The sequence below is a fragment of the Nocardiopsis sp. iso_186 genome (assembly GCF_056173365.1).
Genome location: NZ_CM149670.1, coordinates 5,196,803 through 5,212,770, shown reverse-complemented (window position 1 = coordinate 5,212,770; position 15,968 = coordinate 5,196,803). Strand labels below are relative to the sequence as shown.

Below are 15,968 nucleotides of genomic sequence, written 5' to 3'. Positions count from 1 at the left end.
TCGGTGCGGGAGGCGTCATCGCCTCGCCATACGGCGGGGCGAAAGCTTCTTTACCCGACTCTCACCACTGGAAGGGGCGGAAATTATCAGTTCGTGACCCTAATCACCATGTTTGCTGTCATCACTGGCCGTCCTTTTACGCGTCTACGTAAGTGTCAGCATCCACGGTCGTTCCTAGGGGGAGATTTGGCGACCATCGAACTTCAACGTCCGGCGGACCCCGCGGAAGTCACGGAAACCCCTGACTTCGCCGAGGCGGTCACGCCCTTCGCGGACCAGCTCTATCCGGCTGCGCTGCGGATGACCCGCAACACCGCCGATGCCGAGGACCTCGTCCAGGAGACCTTTGCCAAGGCGTTTGCCAACTTCCATCAGTTCCGGGCCGGTACCAATCTGCGCGCCTGGCTCTATCGGATCCTGACCAACACCTTCATCAACGGCTACCGCAAGAAGCAGCGCGAGCCGCGTCAGGAAGCCACCGATGAGATCAAGGACTGGCAGTTGGCTGCTGCCGACACCCACGCGTCCACCGGGTCGCGGTCGGCCGAGGCCGAAGTGCTCGACCGGCTTCCCGACTCCGCGATCCGCCATGCCCTGGCCGAACTCCCCGAGGAGTTCCAGCTGGTGGTCTACCTGATCGACGTCGAGGGCTACTCCTACAAGGAGGTGGCCGCGCGGATGGGCACTCCACTGGGGACAGTGATGTCGCGCCTGCACCGCGCCCGCCGTCAGTTGCGTGTCCTCCTTGCCGACTACGCAAGGGAACGCGGCCTCCAGCCCGCCTGACCTGCCGTTTCGACGGCCGGCCGGTAAGCGGCCCCGAACGTCGTTGTGCTTTTGTTTCGTCACTCTCCGTCTCCGTCGTAAGTATTTGGGTGACCGTCGGCCCCCTGGCGCCATCCGAGACGACGAGCTGGTCGCCATACAGTTCGGACTTCCTTAGGAAGTCCGACTTTTTCTTTTGATGGCCTTGCATTATTTATTGAAGCCTGGTATTTGCGGTTTCGGTGTTCTGCGGGATCATGGGGTGATCGTTTAAAAGGTGTCGCAGGGGCCTTGCGCTGCCCGTGGTGAGTTCTGTCACGATGTCGGTAGGGCCGCCCGCTCGTACCCGTTACCCCGGGTGAGCAGGTGGATCGTCGGCCGACCAGCGGTACCCCGTGTCATCGGCCCCAAGACCCGAGGAGCGACCGGTGCCTGAAAACACCTCGCACGAGGAGCCGGATCTCATCCAGCTTCTGACCCCCGAAGGGGAGCTCGTCGAGCACCCCGACTACCCGATCGACCTCACCCCCGAGGAGATCCGCGGCCTCTACCGCGACCTCGTGCTGGTTCGACGCATCGACACCGAGGCCGTTGCACTGCAACGCCAGGGCGAGCTCGGCCTCTGGGCCTCCCTGCTCGGCCAGGAAGCCGCCCAAGTGGGTTCCGGTCGCGCGCTCCGTCCTGGTGACATGGCCTTCCCGTCCTATCGGGACCACGGTGTCGCCTGGTGTCGCGGAGTCAGCCACAAGAGCCTGCTCGGGCTCTACCGAGGGGTCACCAACGGCGGCTGGGACCCAGCGGAACACGGCTTCCACCTGTACACGATCGTCATCGGCAGCCAGGCGCTGCACGCCACCGGCTACGCCATGGGTGTCCAGCGTGACGGAGCGGTCGGGGAGGACGGCGAAGCAGTCATCACCTACTTCGGTGACGGAGCCACCAGCCAGGGCGACACCAACGAGGCGTTCAACTTCGCGGCTGTGAACAACGCGCCCGTCGTCTTCTTCTGCCAGAACAACCAGTGGGCCATCTCCGAGCCGCTGGAGCGGCAGTCCCGGGTGCCCATCTACCGGAGGGCCGCCGGATTCGGTTTCCCCGGCGTACGCATCGACGGCAACGACGTCTTCGCCTCCCTCGCGGTGACTCGCAAGGCGTTGCAGAGCGCCCGTGAAGGCCAGGGACCGACCCTCATCGAGGCGTTCACCTACCGCATGGGCGCACACACCACCAACGACGACCCCACGCGTTACCGGATGTCGGCGGAACTGGAGGAGTGGCGGCTCAAGGACCCGATCAGCAGGTTGTGGGCCTATCTCGCCAACACCGGCCTCGCCGACGACGCCTTCTTCGCCTCCATCGAGGCCGAGTCGGAGGAGCTCGCCGAGCAGGTCCGCCGCGACTGCCGCTCGCTGCCCGACCCCCGGCCGCTCGACATCTTCACCCACACCTACGCCGAACCCCACTCCCATCTGGACCGCCAGCGCTCGGAGTTCGCCGATTACCTCGCATCCTTCGAGGGCGCGGGCACCGAAGGAGGCCGCTAGACCATGTTGACGAAACTCACGATCGGCAAGGCCATCAACGCGGGCCTGAGACGGTCCATGGAAGCCGACCCCAAGGTCCTGATCATGGGGGAGGACGTCGGCAAACTCGGCGGAGTCTTCCGGGTCACCGACGGTCTCTACAAGGACTTCGGGGCGGACCGGGTCATCGACACCCCGCTGGCGGAGTCGGGCATCATCGGTACCGCGATCGGCATGGCCCTGCGCGGCTACCGCCCGGTCTGCGAGATCCAGTTCGACGGGTTCTTCTTCCCCGCCGCCAACCAGACCTTCACCCAACTCGCCAAGATGCGGGCGCGCTCGGGCGGCACCCTGAAGATGCCCGTCGTGCTGCGCATCCCCTACGGCGGCGGTATCGGCGCGGTCGAGCACCACAGCGAGTCACCGGAGGCGTACTTCGCCCATACGCCGGGGCTCCGGGTGGTCACGGTGGCCAACGCGGTAGACGCCTACTGGATGATTCAGCAGGCGATCACCTCCGACGACCCGGTGATCTTCTTCGAGCCCAAACGCCGTTACTACGAGAAGGCCGACGTGGACACCGAGTCCCCCCTGGCCTCGGCCTACCGGATGGACGGTGCGCGAGTGGCACGTCCGGGAGCCGATATCACGCTTCTGGCGTACGGGCCCATGGTCAAGACCGCGATCCAGGCGGCCGAAGCAGACACCGAGCACGACATCGAGGTGGTCAACCTCCGCTCCCTCTCACCGGTGGACTACGCGACCCTCAACGCCTCGGTCCGGCGTACCGGTCGCCTGGTGATCACCCATGAGGCCCCGCTGAGCAGCGGCCTGGGCGCCGAGATCGCCGCCCGTGTCACCCAGGACTGCTTCTACCACCTGGAGGCCCCGGTCATCCGGGTCGCCGGCTTCGACACCCCCTATCCGCCCTCCAGGCTGGAGGAGCACTACCTCCCCGACCTCGACCGGGTGCTCGACGGTGTTGACCGCTCGTTCGCGTTCTGAAGTCACAGAGAGCCAGGTGAAGCAGGGAATGTCCCAGTTCCAAGGGATCCAGCAGTTCCGCCTGCCCGATGTGGGCGAAGGATTGGTTGACGCCGAGATTTTGCACTGGACCGTCCAGCCGGGGGACGAGGTCAAGGTCAACCAGATCATCTGCGAGATCGAGACGGCCAAGGCGGCCGTCGAGTTGCCCAGCCCCTACGCGGGGACCGTCCGCGAGCTCTTGGTCGAGGCGGGTCGCACGGTTGACGTCGGCACCCCCATCATCAGTGTGGACACCGGAGGAACGGCCGACTCTGCCGGGGCGACCAAGCCGAAGGCCGAGGCTCCCGCAGAGGCCGACGACGAGGTCCGCGAGAAACCCCTGGTCGGATACGGGGAAAAAGCCGGAGCAACCCGACGCAGGGCGCGCAGCAGGCCGGTGGCAGTCGAGGAGTCGGCACCCGTGCCGACCGCGCGTGCGGTCGTGCTCGCCAAGCCGCCGGTCCGCAAGCTCGCCAAGGACCTCGGCATCGACCTGGGATCGGTCACCGCAAGCGGTCCGGGGGGGATCGTGACCCGGGAGGACGTCCGTCGGCACGGAGCCGCGGCCATCCCGTCGGCCCCGGTCGCGGAGGAGAAGCCCCGGGCGGTGCCGCCGGAAGCGGATGTTGCCGCAGAACCCAGGGAGACCCGGGTCCCCATCAAGGGAGTGCGCAAGCACACGGCCGCGGCCATGGTCAACAGTGCGTTCACCGCACCGCACGTGACCGAGTTCCTCCAGGTTGACGTCACCAAGATGATGAAGTCCGTACGCAAGCTCCGGGAGCGTCCGGAGTTTGCTCAGGTACGGGTTTCGCCGCTTCTACTGGTGGCCAAGGCGCTGCTGACGGCCGTCCGGCGTTATCCGGGGGTCAATGCGTCCTGGGACGAGGCCGCCCAGGAGATCGTGGTCAAGCACTACGTCAACCTCGGCATCGCCGCCGCTACCGAGCGCGGGCTGGTGGTGCCCAACATCAAGGACGCCCACACCAAGGCGCTGCCGGAACTGGCGCAGGAACTGCGCGCTCTGACCGAGACGGCCAGAGCGGGGCGGACCACTCCGGCGGATATGAGCGGCGGGACGATCACCATCACCAACGTCGGCGTTTTCGGGGTGGACGCGGGCACCCCCATCCTCAACCCGGGGGAAGCCGCGATCTTGGCCTTCGGGCAGATCCGGGACATGCCGTGGGTGCACAAGGGGCGGATTCGGATTCGCAAGGTGACGACGCTGTCGCTGTCCTTCGACCACCGCCTCGTGGACGGGGAACTTGGTTCTAAGGTCCTGCGCGATGTCGGTCTGATGCTTGAGGACCCGGAGACGGTTTCTCTGGCCTGGGGTTAGGTGCTGGACAAGGCCCTCGTTCTCCGGTGACGACCGGGACGAGGGCCTTTGCATGCGCTGTCGAGGCGCGGCGCCGTGCGCATCAGGGCGACGTACAGCGGGGCGATAGGGCCCTTGAGGGAGGAGAGGCCTGACCGTGGCCGGGCGGGCCTCTGCGTGGCGTACCGGGCCGTAGGGGAGCCGTCCGGTGTCGCCCGCCGTCCGGGCCGGCTAGGACTTGTCCGGCCGATCATGTGACTACTTCGCAGTCGTGTCGTTGATGTGCGCATGGGGCGGGGCGATCTGACGGATGTCGAGTGGGAACGCCTGCAACCGTTCCTGCCGGTCAGTAACAGGCGTTGTGGCAGGTGACGGAATCACCGGCAGGTGATCAACGGGATTCTGCGCCGGGTGCGGACCGGCGTTCAGTGGCGTGACCTGCCCGAACGGTTCGGCCCGTGGAAGACGGTCTATTACGAAACACCGATGACAGCCGTCGGTATGTGGCTGGGAGTGACGCGGAGGGATCGCCTTCAGGATTCCTCAGACCCGAAACCATGGAAGAAGCTTCGTGCCAGCTCGTGGATGTCGAGCTGTGCCGGGTCGCGCCCGCTCATGATCCAGAAGAAGGTGGGTCCGATCAGCAGGTCGATTGCATAATCGCCGGCCGGTCGGTGCGGGTCGATGCGATGCAGGACCGCCCGCGCGCTGTCCCTGAGAACGTCCTTGGTCGCGATCAATTGTTTCACCGCCGGATCGTGCTGTGCGGCCGCGAGCAGGGCGCGGTAGCCGGCTCCAGCCGGTGAGTAGGCGAGGAAGCGCATCAGCGCGTCGAGGTAGGACGTGACATCGTCGAGCCGGGTGCCCGCCGGCTCGACGAGGAGTTCCTCCTCGGCGTCGTCCACACACGCCTCGAAGAGGATCTCCGCCTTCGTCGACCACCAGCGGTAGACCGTCTGCCGCCCGACGCCCGCCCGTACAGCGATGCCCTTCATGGTCATCGCCGCGTAGCCGACCTCAAGCAGCAGATCGTTGACGGCGTGCAGGACGGCCTCGCGCGCCTGCTCGCTGCGGGGTCGGCCGCCGCGGCGTTTCGTCTCGATCATCCCGCCATGGTAGCGAGGCTGCCCGTCGGGATCAGTGTCTCACCGAATAACTAGACATCGTGCATCGAAACCCTTACTGTTTCGGTGCACGGTGAACCGAAACCGGTTGGTGAAGGTCACGTCCGCCCTCATCGCAGGGGTCGCGGGCACTCGCAAGTTTCCCGGCTGGAATCCGACCTTCCCGGCCCGGTCGAGGCTCATCGTGACCACTGTCCAGCACCCCGCAAGGAGATTCCCCATGTCCGACTTCGAGCCCGCCGTAACGGCGTTCATCCTCCTCAAGACCAATCGAGCCTGGTTGGAGCTGTCCGTACCGGAGCGCGTGGCCGCCTTCCAGGAGAGCGTTCTGCCCGCCGTCAAGGACAAGGCCGAGGACGTACGTTGGCGCTACTTCGACACCGAGTTCTACACGGCTCGCGTCACCGATGTCTGGGTTTGGGAGGCACGCGATCACCAGTCCTTCCAGTTGGTCGTCGAGGCGTTGCGCGAGACGCCGTTCTGGGACCACTACTTCGAGGTCGTCGAAATTCTCGTGGGTGTCGAGAACGGATATGCCAAGAACTACGACCCCGGCATTCTGGCGACCGTCAACGCCTGAGTGCCCGCCCGTCGGAGCTGCGCGGTAGGCGACCGTCCGGCGAACCGTGGTTCGACCTTGGGCGAACCACGTACTGGAAGTGCGCCTGCTGACTTCCGGCCGTCTCGGCCGGCACCTATCCGGCCGTGCCAGCACTCGCCCACGGCGCGGCGGCCTCGCCTCTCGCCGCGCCAGGCGGACCTGGACTCCGGTCCGGGCATCACAGCCCTGGATGCCCGCACCGCCCTCGGCGCTGCGGCCCGCCAATACCGTCCTGTCCGCCCCCGCCGACCTGGCCTCCGGCCTGTGCCGGTCACTCTGCCGCTGGTGCCGCCGGCCGTGTTCACCGGCTACGGGGACGCCGCCCCAACGCGCACTCTCTCAAATGCGTAATATCGCGTCTTGCCTCCCGCTGAGTACGACACCCCGTCCCGTTGAGGAGCCTTAATGCCCGCTGTTTTGAACCCCGTTCTCGATCTTCTGACCGTACGCGGCACCGTCACCGAGGCCGAGCAGGTCACCGCCCGGATGCGTCGGCTGCGCATCGAGAGCGGGCAACTGGCCGGTCTGGAGGTCCAGCCGGGCCAGCAGGTACGTGTCCTGGTCGGTGGACTCACTCTCCGTACGTACTCGGTCTGGCACTACGACCCGTCCGGCGTCGTCGAGTTGTGCGTACTGGACCACGCCGCGGGTGGTCCTGGCGCCCGGTGGGGCCGCACCGTCGCACCGGGCGAACAGGTGCGGCTGCGGCGCCCCGAGGGCACCTTCACGCTGCGTCCCGACGCCACCCGCCACCTCTTCGTCGGCGACGAGACGGCCTCGGTCGCGTTCGGTGCGATGCTCGCGGCACTGCCCGGGGACGCCGCGGTCTCCGGGTGTATCGAGACGGCGACGGCCACGGACCGGCTTCCCCTGCCGGGTGGCGACCGGCTGGACTGGGTACTCCGGGGCGAGACGTCACTGCCGGACGCGATACGACGACTCGCCCCCGAACCCGGCGGGATCGCATATGTCGCCGGAGAGGCACGGGACGTGCAAGCAGTACGGCAGGTGCTCCGGGAAGCGGGCTGGGACCGGCGCGCGGTCCTGACCAAGCCGTTCTGGACACCGGGCAAGAAGGGCATGGAATGACGGCAAGGGCATGCTCCTCCGCCCGCCGTCCGGGCCGGCTAGGACTTGTCCGGCCGATCATGTGACTACTTCGCAGTCGTGTCGTTGATGTGCGCATGGGGCGGGGCGATCTGACGGATGTCGAGTGGGAACGCCTGCAACCGTTCCTGCCGGTCAGTAACAGGCGTTGTGGCAGGTGACGGAATCACCGGCAGGTGATCAACGGGATTCTGCGCCGGGTGCGGACCGGCGTTCAGTGGCGTGACCTGCCCGAACGGTTCGGCCCGTGGAAGACGGTCTACGAACGTCACCGTCTGTGGTCGGCCGACGGAACCTGGGAACGCCTGCTCCGGCAGGTCCGGGCCGAGGCCGACGCGGCTGGGGAGATCGACTGGGACGTCTCGGTCAACTCCACCGTCGTGCGGGCCCATCAGCATGCCGCCGGCGCCCGAACCGGACCGCCGCCCGCCTCAAAGGGGAACGCAGCGGCAGAACACATAGGACGAGACGGCGTGGCAGAGCCTCCTCACCCGCCTGGCGGAGGTGGTACAGGAGGTGAGGGCCCGGGTCGCTCGCGGGGCGGGTTCACCACCAAGCTCCACCTGAGCGCGGACGGCCGCTGCCGCCCGCTGCCCCTGATCGTAACTCCGGGACAGCGGGCGGACTGCACGCAGTTCGAGCCCGTGCTGGAGAAGATTCGCGTCCCTCGGACCGGTCCGGGCAGACCGCGCAAGAAGCCCGACAGCGTCGCGGCAGATAAGGCTTACAGCAACGGCCCGTGCCGTGAGTATCTGCGGCGACGGGGTATCCGGCACTGGATCCCGGAAAAGACCGACAGCGAGGCTGGCCGCCAGCACAAAGGGTCACGCGGCGGACGGCCACCTGGCTCCGACGAAGAGCGGTACAAGAAACGCAACACCGTCGAACGGGCCATCAATCGGCTCAAGCAAGCCAGAGCAGTAGCCACCCGCTATGACAAGCGCGGCTACCTCTTCCTCGGGACCGCAACTGTCGCAGCCCTCGCCATTTGGCTCCGTGCATGATCGACGGGACACGTCCTAGGCGGCGCTGAGGCGGTAGGGCTGATGGCGTCGGTGCCGTTGCGGGACACCGGTGGTCGCGGGGACCGTGGTGTAGCGGAACAGGGGGCCCTGGAGAAGGGTGGCAGCTCCGGAGGCGTCGCTCGCGGGGTGCGTGATGGTGAAGCCGAGGACATCGCTCCAGATGAACTTGCCGTCCCGGCACCAGATGTTGCGTCCGCAACGGGTGGAGACGAGTGCGACGTCAGCGCTGCCGCCCTGGTAAACGGGGCGGGCGGCGCGCGCGTTCAGTTCGCTGAACAGGGCCTCGACCGCCCGGTCGGCACGGAATCCGTGCCTTGGCGCCCGCTTCACACGGGCCGCCGCCGTCAACTTCGCCCGGTAGGTCCGGGGGTTGTTCAGGCGCGGGTGACTCAAGACTTCTCCTGGGTAGGGCTAGGGGTTCCGCCGTTACTGCGGCAACGCTCCGTTCGTCGTGTGCGGCGCGTCATCGCCGCGACCCGATACCCGGGTCCTACGTCCGCTTTGGTGGCCGCGTGCGGTGGCCGCCAAGATCGCACCCGATTAGAGGCTTGATCGGAGAATCCTCAGTTTTTAGGAGGAGCGGGGTTCGTCGTTACCTCGCAGTTATTCTCGCGATTTCGGATAGTAGCAGGGTTGAGCCAGCAGGAGTCGAGAGTCAAAAATGTGACCCATGGCACATTGTGATCATCCTGAGATCGGGGTACTTAGGCATTTTGCCTGTTCATAGGCTTTTGGTGGGTTTTTTGAGAGAAGCGGTGGCCGGTTGCGGCGGAAGGATTGCGCGGCCGGCCCCCGGTCGTTTCCTGGTGGCCCTACTGCTGTCACCCCTGTGGGGTAAGGGATTGAGCGCGGGCGTACCCCCTGGTCAGGTGGCCAATCGGCCTGGCCGGTGTGGTCTATCGCTCAATGGGGTCTTTTGGGCGTATTGCGACGAAAGGCCTTAGCTGTCGGCGTTAGCATAGATACAACATGTATTCAAAGGCCTCCGCCGCAGAGCGCACCTATGTCCACGCCAAAAACGCCATCCTCAGTCTGCGCTATCCCGGCGGAGAGCTCGTCAGCGAGGGGGACATCGCAGCCGACGTCGGGGTGTCCCGCACTCCCGTGCGCGAGGCGCTGCTGCGCCTCGAAGCCGAAGGGCTGGTCCGCCTCTACCCCAAACGCGGGGCGCTGATCGTCCCTGTCTCCCAGCAGGAGATCGACGACGTGATCCAGACCCGCCGCCTGGTCGAGGGTTTCACCGCTGAAGCGGCGGCCTCCTCCGCGCCGGCGGACCGTGCCGCGCTCGCAGAGGTGCTCACCGGCCATCTCGCCCGGATGGGCGAGAACCTGGAGCCGAGAAGCCAGGCGTTCATCCACGCCGACCGCGAGTTCCACCGTGCAGTGGTCGCCGCGGCGGACAACCGCATCCTCACCGGCCTCTACGACTCGTTGCGCGACCGCCAGTTGCGCATGATGGGCCTCGGCACCGATGCGGTGGAGCGGATGCGGCGAAACCTCGCCGAACACGCCGCGATTCTCGCCGCGATCCGTGACGGCGCCCCTGCCGAGGCCGCGACCGCCGTGCGGGTCCACATGGACCACGCGGCCCGACTGCTGGGAGCGGCCCGATGACAGCGGACACGACACGTGCGAGGGCAGGGCTGCCAAGATCCGACGATGGGATGTCAATGGGGGCCGGGGAACCGCCCGGCGGTGCGCGGGCCTGGCTGGTCTGGGGAGTCGCGGCAGCGGCCTATTTCCTGGCGATGTTCCACCGTAACGGAATGAGTGCAGCGGCCCTCCAGGCACAGGAGCGGTTCGACGTCGGTCCCGCCCTGCTGTCCGTGCTGCCCATGGTCCAGCTGATCGTCTACGTGGCGCTCCAGGTGCCCGCGGGGGTACTCGCCGACCGCCTGGGGCCGCGCCGGTCGCTCCTGATCGGTCTGGGAGTCATGGCGTGCGGTGTGCTGCTGTTCGCGGTCGCCCCGAGCATCGTTCCCGCGGTCGCCGGCCGGGTGCTCATCGGTGTCGGCGACGCGCTGGTCTTCCTCAACGTCATCAGGCTCGGCGCGCTGTGGTTCCCCCGCCGTCAGTACGCGGTCATCAGCGCACTCACCGGACTGACCGGCAGTCTGGGGCAGATGGTCAGCGTCGCGCCGCTGTCGGCGCTGCTCCGCGGTTTCGGCTGGGAGACCACTTTCCTCGGTGCCGGAGCCGTCAGCGTGGCCGTGGGGTTCCTGGTCCTCCTGGTGGTCCGGGACGGGCCCGTCGGCGCCGCTGCCGCACGCCTCCACCCCATATCGCTGTGGGCCAGTATCAAGGAAGCGCTGTCCGCGCGGGGGCCGCGGGTCGGTATGGCCGTGCACGCGGTTCTCATGGTGCCGTTCTGCGTGCTCGGCATCCTCTGGGGATACCCGTTCCTCGAGCAGGGCTACGGGCTCACGGCAGGGAGGTCGGGCATGTTGCTGACCGGGGTGGCGCTGCCTCCGATGATCCTCGTCCCGTTCCTGGCGCGGCTCACCGGCACCCACCCCAACCTGCGCAAACCGATGGGGCTGACCCTCGCCTGGTCCATCACCCTGGCCTGGTTCCTGGTTGCCGCATGGCCCGGGGGACTGCCGCCGATCCAGGTCGCCGGTGCGACCATCGCGTTGAGCGCGGTCGGGGCGGTGCTGGCACCGGCGATTGCCTTCGACTACGCCAGGGACGGACTGCCCGCTTCACGGACCGGGGCCGCTTCCGGCCTGGTCAACATGAGCGGGTTCACCTCAGTGGTGGGCGGCATCGTTTCCGCGGGGGTCCTGTTGGACATCTACGGTCCCGATGCCTTCCAGATCGCCTTCGCTCCGATGGCGAGCCTCTGCCTGCTCGCCTCCAGCGTGCTGACGGTGCTGCTGTGGCGCTATCCCAAGCGAGCCGGGTAGCGCGCGGCCACTTCCGCGAACATCAGCGGAGTCCGGGCCGGCCCCGCGTCAGAGCGTGCGGTTGTCGCCCGGGAGGCGTTCCTGGTTCTCCTTGCCCCCGCGCATCGCGGTGAGCATGACGGTGAGGACCACGATTGCGCCGCCGGCCAGCATCAGGATGATCCCGATCGCGCCGAGGTCGATGCCCTGGACGTCGGCGGTGATCCCGAACCTGAGCACGGCTCCGACAACGACCAGGAAGATTCCGAGCCCGATGCCCATCGGTCTACCTCCGGGATTGTGCGTGGGGGGCGTTCGTACGAGGTGCTACTACCCTCTGGCGCGCCGTACAAGACTGGAATTCGCTGACACTTCAAAGAAGGCGTTCGGGGTGGACCGCCCCCATGGGCATGACGGTGGGGACGGACCCGTCGGACCCGTCCCCACCGTCACGGCCGTGACCTAGAATGCGGACTCGGGCACGTCCATCAGGTCCAGCGTGGTGCGCTCGGTGATCGCGCGCTCGGTGCTCAAACGCGGCAGGACCTGGTCGGCGAAGAACCGCGCGGCCGCGATCTTTCCGGTGTAGAAGTCCCGGTCCGTTCCGGTCGCGCCGTTGACGCGGGTCAGCGCCACTTCGGCCTGGCGCAACAGCAGCCAGCCCAGGACGACGTCGCCCAGTCCGAGCAGCAGGCGGGTGCTGTTGAGACCCACCTTGTAAAGTTCGCGGATCTCCTCGCTGGAGCGCATCGCGTCACCGACCATCAGTTCCACGATGGCCTGGACGTCGGCTGCCGCCTGTGCCAGCAGCGCCCGCTCGTTCTTGAGCTGGCCGTTGCCGGCCTCACTCGTGGCGAACGCCTGGATCTCTCCCATCACCTGGCCCAGCGCCTGGCCACCGTTCTTCACGATCTTGCGGAAGAACAGGTCCATCCCCTGGATGGCGGTGGTGCCCTCATAGAGGGTGTCGATCTTGGCGTCGCGGATGTATTGCTCGATCGGGTACTCCTGCAGGTAGCCCGACCCGCCCAGGGTTTGCAGCGACTCCGAGAGCAGGGCGTAGGAGCGTTCCGACCCCACGCCCTTGACCAACGGCAGCAGCAGGTCGTTCACGGCCTCGGCCATCGGGGCGTCCTGCCCCGCGGCCTTGGCGATCTGCACCGCGTCCTGCTGGGTCGCCGTGTAGACGACCAGGGCGCGCAGCGCCTCGGCGTAGGACTTCTGCATCATCAGGCTGCGACGCACGTCCGGGTGGTGCGTGATGGTGACACGCGGTGCCGACTTGTCGCTCTGCTGGGTGAGATCCGCGCCCTGCTTGCGCTCCTTGGCGTACTCCAGCGCGTTGAGGTAACCGGTGGACAGCGTCGCGATCGCCTTCGTCCCGACCATCATCCGGGCGTACTCGATGACGAGGAACATCTGCCGGATTCCGTCGTGCTTGTCCCCGACCAGGTAGCCGACGGCAGGGTGCCTGTCGCCGAAGGTCAGCTCGCAGGTGGTGGACGCCTTCAACCCCATCTTGTGCTCGACGTTGGTGACATAGGCGCCGTTGCGCTCGCCCAGTGAGCCGTCCTCCTCCACCAGGTATTTGGGGACGAGGAAGAGGGAGAGACCCTTGGTGCCGGGCCCGTGGCCTTCGGGGCGGGCCAGCACGAGGTGGAAGATGTTCTCGCTCATGTCGTGCTCGGCGGAGGTGATGAACCGCTTGACGCCCTCGATGTGCCAGGTTCCGTCGTCCTGCTGGACCGCCTTGGTGCGGCCGGCGCCCACGTCGGAACCCGCGTCGGGTTCGGTGAGGACCATGGTCGCCCCCCATCCGCGGTCGATCGCCAGTTGGGCGAACCTCTTCTGCTGCTCGTTGCCCTCGTTCCAGAGGACGCTGGAGAAGTTCGGGCCGGCGGAGTACATGTAGATGGCCGGGTTCGCGCCGAGGACCAGCTCGGCAGCGGACCAGACCAGAGAGGGGGGCGCCTGGGTCCCGCCGAGCTCGGCGGGCAGGTCCAGGCGGAACCATTCGGCGTCCATGTACGCCTGGTAGGAGCGCTTGAAGCTCTCGGGCATCGTGACCTCGCCGGTCGCGGGGTCGAACACCGGGGGGTTGCGGTCGGCGTCCTCGAACGACTCGGCCACGACGCCGGTGGCGAGCCGGTTGGCCTCGTCCAGGATGGTGCGGGCGGTTTCCTCGTCGATCTCCCCGAAGGGGCCCGTCCCCAGTACGTCCTGGCGGTTGAAGACCTCGAAGAGGTTGAACTCGATGTCTCGGAGGTTGCTCTTGTAGTGAGTCATGGCCTGTGCTCCGCTGTGTCGTGGCCGCTGCTTCTGCACAGCCGATCTACTGACTGGTAACAAATTTATGTTACTACTCGGTAGTGGATTTTTGCCAGTGGGTTCCTCTGATCGGCCCGACCGTGGCCGCTATCGGCCGGTCTGAAATGTCCGGGAACCGCCGGAATCGGGATATGGCCCTGCCGGGCGATGGTTCGTTCATAGCCTGGAGACTCGGCGTCGGTCGCTTCAGTGCCGCTCAACAGGGGTATTTCCACATCGACGCAGGCAGGAAGCGACGATGGGAGGCGGCCCCGTGACGGCGAGCGAAGCGTCCTCGAAGTACCGGCTGCGGTTGCCCACCCGCGCCACCACGACCGTCATCGCCCGCCGCCTTGCCCAGGGGCTGGTCGATCTCGCGCTCTCCTCCGGGCTGGTGGCGCTCGTCCTCGCGCTCTACCTGCTCGTGCCGTTGGAGGCGGAGTTCGCCAGCGAGACGCTGTTCGTCGTGTTCTCCGTCCTGATCCTGGCTCTCGCGCTCTGGGTGCACGCCTGGTACTGGGTGGCCCGCCCCTCGCGTCACGGGCGCGGCCAGACCACCGGAATGGAGTTGCTGGAGATCCGCGTGGTCAACGCCGGAGGCGGCCCGGCCACGGTGGGGCAGCTCTTCGTCCGTTGGCTGCTGCTTCCGGTGGACCTGCTGCTCGTCGGCCTCGTCCTCATGCTGCGCGACGTCCGGCACCGGCGACTCGGCGATCTGGTCGCCGGCACCGCCGTCGTGCGCGACTGAAGTCGATCGGGAATCGGCGCCGCATAATCACCATGTCGGGGCAAAACGGGCATTATTCTTTTTTGTTATTCACTTCCCGTGTTGACGTATTGATCGGCAACCCACTTGAATCAGCGCATCGATAATTTTTAGCGCTGATAACGGTGCGGAGGCCGTTTCATGGACGGGCAGAGGCTGACGGTGCTGTTCCTCCCGGAGAGCGCCTACGGCCCGACGAACAACTGCATCGGCATCGGTGACGTGCTACGGCGCAGAGGCCACCGGGTCGTTTTCGCCGCTGAGGCATCCTGGCGGGGAAGGTTGTCCGCACTGGGCTTCGAGGAAAGGCTGGTGGACCTCGAACCCCCGCCCGAGGACGGGCGGACCGAAGAGCCCGGCCAGTTCTGGAAGGACTACGTCTCCGCGATCAAGCCGGAGTTTCGCAAACCCACGTTCGAGCAACTCGACACCGTCATCGCCGACATCTTCGCCACCCTCATCGAGGGGGCCAAGTACGCCGAGCCGCGGCTCAAGGAGATCATCGCTGAGGTGCGTCCCGACGTCATCGTCGAGGACAACGTGGTGCTGTTCCCGGCGCTGGCCACCGCGGGGGTGCCGTTCGTCCGGATCGCCTCCTGCAACCCCTTGGAGGTCCCGGGCGTGGACGTGCCGCCGATCTTTTCCGGCTACCCCTCCAACGACCGCAGCTGCTGGCCGGGGTTCCGTAACGAATTCGAGCGTCGGCACCGGGAACTGTGGGTCGAGTTCAACGAGTGGGTCCAGGAACAGGGCGCGGGCCCCCTGCCCTATCTGAGGTTCCTGCCCGAGGCCGACGCCAACCTCTACCTCTATCCCGAGATCGCCGACTACGTGGACCGCAGGGAGATGAACCCCAACTGGATCCGGTTGGAGTCCTCCGTCCGCCGCACCGACGAGCCCTTCGAGGTGCCGGAGAAGATCGCCAAGGGGCAGGGGTCGTTGATCTACTTCAGCCTGGGCTCGTTGGGGTCGGCCGACGTGGAGTTGATGCAGCGTCTGATCGACATGCTGGAGCACACTGTGCACCGCTACATCGTGTCGATGGGCCCCCGGCACGAAGAACTGCGGCTGCCCGACAACATGTGGGGCGCGGAGTTCCTGCCCCAGACCACCATTCTTCCGCTGGTGGACCTGGTCATCACGCACGGCGGCAACAACACCGTCACCGAGTCCTTCCACTTCGGCAAACCCATGCTGGTGCTGCCGCTGTTCTGGGACCAGTACGACAACGCCCAGCGGATCCAGGAACTGGGCTTCGGAGCCCGGCTCGACACCTACCGGGTGACGTTCCGCGAGCTGCACCAGGCGATGGAGGGGTTGCTCGGCAACGCCTGGATGCGCCAGCATCTCCGGGAAATCGGTGCGGAGATCCGCGAACGCAGCGGGCTCGACCTGGCGGCGGACGAGATCGAGCGGGTCGGCAAGGTCTGAGTGGCCGATTGTGGGCGTGGTCACCGGGAGAGCCGTTTCTCCTTGGCGAAGAGCACGTTGGGCCACTGATTCCGAGGAAAAATTCGT

Annotated in this window: 14 protein-coding genes and 2 pseudogenes; 12 read left to right on the top strand and 4 right to left on the bottom strand. The window is 66.7% G+C overall.

Annotated features, from left to right (window positions below):
• Positions 1-186: 186 nt before the first annotated feature.
• The 5 genes and pseudogenes from AC0VYP_RS22660 to AC0VYP_RS22640 form a co-directional block, all read left to right on the top strand.
• Positions 187-786 (top strand): sigma-70 family RNA polymerase sigma factor, encoded by a 600-nt coding sequence (locus AC0VYP_RS22660; protein WP_285758329.1) that lies wholly within the window; start codon positions 187-189, stop codon positions 784-786.
• 407 nt (positions 787-1,193) lie between these two features.
• Positions 1,194-2,309, top strand: a complete 1,116-nt coding sequence (gene pdhA, locus AC0VYP_RS22655; RefSeq protein ID WP_285758330.1) for a pyruvate dehydrogenase (acetyl-transferring) E1 component subunit alpha — start codon at positions 1,194-1,196, stop codon at positions 2,307-2,309.
• A 3-nt stretch (positions 2,310-2,312) separates the two neighbouring features.
• Positions 2,313-3,293, top strand: a complete 981-nt coding sequence (locus tag AC0VYP_RS22650) for an alpha-ketoacid dehydrogenase subunit beta (RefSeq protein WP_475471736.1) — start codon at positions 2,313-2,315, stop codon at positions 3,291-3,293.
• Positions 3,294-3,321: 28 nt separating this feature from the next.
• On the top strand, positions 3,322-4,656 hold the full coding sequence (locus AC0VYP_RS22645) for a dihydrolipoamide acetyltransferase family protein (protein WP_475471735.1): 1,335 nt from the start codon (positions 3,322-3,324) through the stop codon (positions 4,654-4,656).
• A gap of 267 nt (positions 4,657-4,923) precedes the next feature.
• Positions 4,924-5,109: pseudogene (locus tag AC0VYP_RS22640) on the top strand (transposase); the annotation flags it as partial.
• A gap of 59 nt (positions 5,110-5,168) precedes the next feature.
• On the opposite strand, the gene AC0VYP_RS22635 reads toward AC0VYP_RS22640, so the two are convergent.
• On the bottom strand, positions 5,169-5,741 hold the full coding sequence (locus tag AC0VYP_RS22635) for a TetR/AcrR family transcriptional regulator (protein WP_475471733.1): 573 nt from the start codon (positions 5,739-5,741) through the stop codon (positions 5,169-5,171).
• Positions 5,742-5,979: 238 nt separating this feature from the next.
• Here AC0VYP_RS22635 and AC0VYP_RS22630 point away from each other — a divergent pair, with 238 nt between their 5' ends.
• From AC0VYP_RS22630 to AC0VYP_RS22620, 3 genes and pseudogenes are all read left to right on the top strand, one after another.
• Positions 5,980-6,339, top strand: coding sequence for a darcynin family protein (locus AC0VYP_RS22630; RefSeq protein ID WP_285758336.1), 360 nt, complete (start codon positions 5,980-5,982; stop codon positions 6,337-6,339).
• Positions 6,340-6,765: 426 nt separating this feature from the next.
• Positions 6,766-7,449 (top strand): siderophore-interacting protein, encoded by a 684-nt coding sequence (locus AC0VYP_RS22625; RefSeq protein WP_285758338.1) that lies wholly within the window; start codon positions 6,766-6,768, stop codon positions 7,447-7,449.
• Positions 7,450-7,544: 95 nt separating this feature from the next.
• Positions 7,545-8,471, top strand: a pseudogene (locus AC0VYP_RS22620) (IS5 family transposase).
• A gap of 15 nt (positions 8,472-8,486) precedes the next feature.
• Here AC0VYP_RS22620 and AC0VYP_RS22615 read toward each other — a convergent pair.
• Positions 8,487-8,885, bottom strand: a complete 399-nt coding sequence (locus AC0VYP_RS22615) for a hypothetical protein (protein ID WP_285758340.1) — start codon at positions 8,883-8,885, stop codon at positions 8,487-8,489.
• Between the two features lie 576 nt (positions 8,886-9,461).
• Between AC0VYP_RS22615 and AC0VYP_RS22610 the strand changes: the two genes are divergently transcribed.
• Positions 9,462-10,106: a GntR family transcriptional regulator gene (locus AC0VYP_RS22610; protein WP_285758342.1), complete on the top strand. Its 645-nt coding sequence runs from the start codon at positions 9,462-9,464 to the stop codon at positions 10,104-10,106.
• Between the two features lie 50 nt (positions 10,107-10,156).
• Positions 10,157-11,398, top strand: a complete 1,242-nt coding sequence (locus AC0VYP_RS22605) for an MFS transporter (protein ID WP_285758344.1) — start codon at positions 10,157-10,159, stop codon at positions 11,396-11,398.
• Between the two features lie 48 nt (positions 11,399-11,446).
• Here the strand turns inward: AC0VYP_RS22605 and AC0VYP_RS22600 are convergent, their stop codons facing one another.
• Both AC0VYP_RS22600 and AC0VYP_RS22595 read right to left on the bottom strand, forming a co-directional pair.
• Positions 11,447-11,659 (bottom strand): DUF6458 family protein, encoded by a 213-nt coding sequence (locus AC0VYP_RS22600; protein WP_285758346.1) that lies wholly within the window; start codon positions 11,657-11,659, stop codon positions 11,447-11,449.
• A gap of 180 nt (positions 11,660-11,839) precedes the next feature.
• A complete protein-coding gene (locus AC0VYP_RS22595; protein ID WP_475471731.1) occupies positions 11,840-13,663 on the bottom strand; it encodes an acyl-CoA dehydrogenase in 1,824 nt (607 codons plus the stop codon).
• A gap of 295 nt (positions 13,664-13,958) precedes the next feature.
• Here AC0VYP_RS22595 and AC0VYP_RS22590 point away from each other — a divergent pair, with 295 nt between their 5' ends.
• Together AC0VYP_RS22590 and AC0VYP_RS22585 are read left to right on the top strand one after the other, a co-directional pair.
• A complete protein-coding gene (locus tag AC0VYP_RS22590; protein WP_475471729.1) occupies positions 13,959-14,432 on the top strand; it encodes an RDD family protein in 474 nt (157 codons plus the stop codon).
• A gap of 159 nt (positions 14,433-14,591) precedes the next feature.
• Positions 14,592-15,881, top strand: a complete 1,290-nt coding sequence (locus AC0VYP_RS22585) for a glycosyltransferase (RefSeq protein WP_475471727.1) — start codon at positions 14,592-14,594, stop codon at positions 15,879-15,881.
• Positions 15,882-15,968: the final 87 nt, after the last annotated feature.

Excerpts from the sequence above, each read along its gene's own strand:
- AC0VYP_RS22650 (WP_475471736.1), top strand. The coding sequence starts at position 2,313 with ATGTTGACGAAACTCACGATCGGCAAGGCCATCAACGCGGGCCTGAGA.
- AC0VYP_RS22645 (WP_475471735.1), top strand. The coding sequence starts at position 3,322 with ATGTCCCAGTTCCAAGGGATCCAGCAGTTCCGCCTGCCCGATGTGGGC.
- AC0VYP_RS22635 (WP_475471733.1), bottom strand. The coding sequence starts at position 5,741 with ATGATCGAGACGAAACGCCGCGGCGGCCGACCCCGCAGCGAGCAGGCG.
- AC0VYP_RS22630 (WP_285758336.1), top strand. The coding sequence starts at position 5,980 with ATGTCCGACTTCGAGCCCGCCGTAACGGCGTTCATCCTCCTCAAGACC.
- AC0VYP_RS22625 (WP_285758338.1), top strand. The coding sequence starts at position 6,766 with ATGCCCGCTGTTTTGAACCCCGTTCTCGATCTTCTGACCGTACGCGGC.
- AC0VYP_RS22610 (WP_285758342.1), top strand. The coding sequence starts at position 9,462 with ATGTATTCAAAGGCCTCCGCCGCAGAGCGCACCTATGTCCACGCCAAA.
- AC0VYP_RS22605 (WP_285758344.1), top strand. The coding sequence starts at position 10,157 with ATGTCAATGGGGGCCGGGGAACCGCCCGGCGGTGCGCGGGCCTGGCTG.
- AC0VYP_RS22600 (WP_285758346.1), bottom strand. The coding sequence starts at position 11,659 with ATGGGCATCGGGCTCGGAATCTTCCTGGTCGTTGTCGGAGCCGTGCTC.
- AC0VYP_RS22595 (WP_475471731.1), bottom strand. The coding sequence starts at position 13,663 with ATGACTCACTACAAGAGCAACCTCCGAGACATCGAGTTCAACCTCTTC.
- AC0VYP_RS22585 (WP_475471727.1), top strand. The coding sequence starts at position 14,592 with ATGGACGGGCAGAGGCTGACGGTGCTGTTCCTCCCGGAGAGCGCCTAC.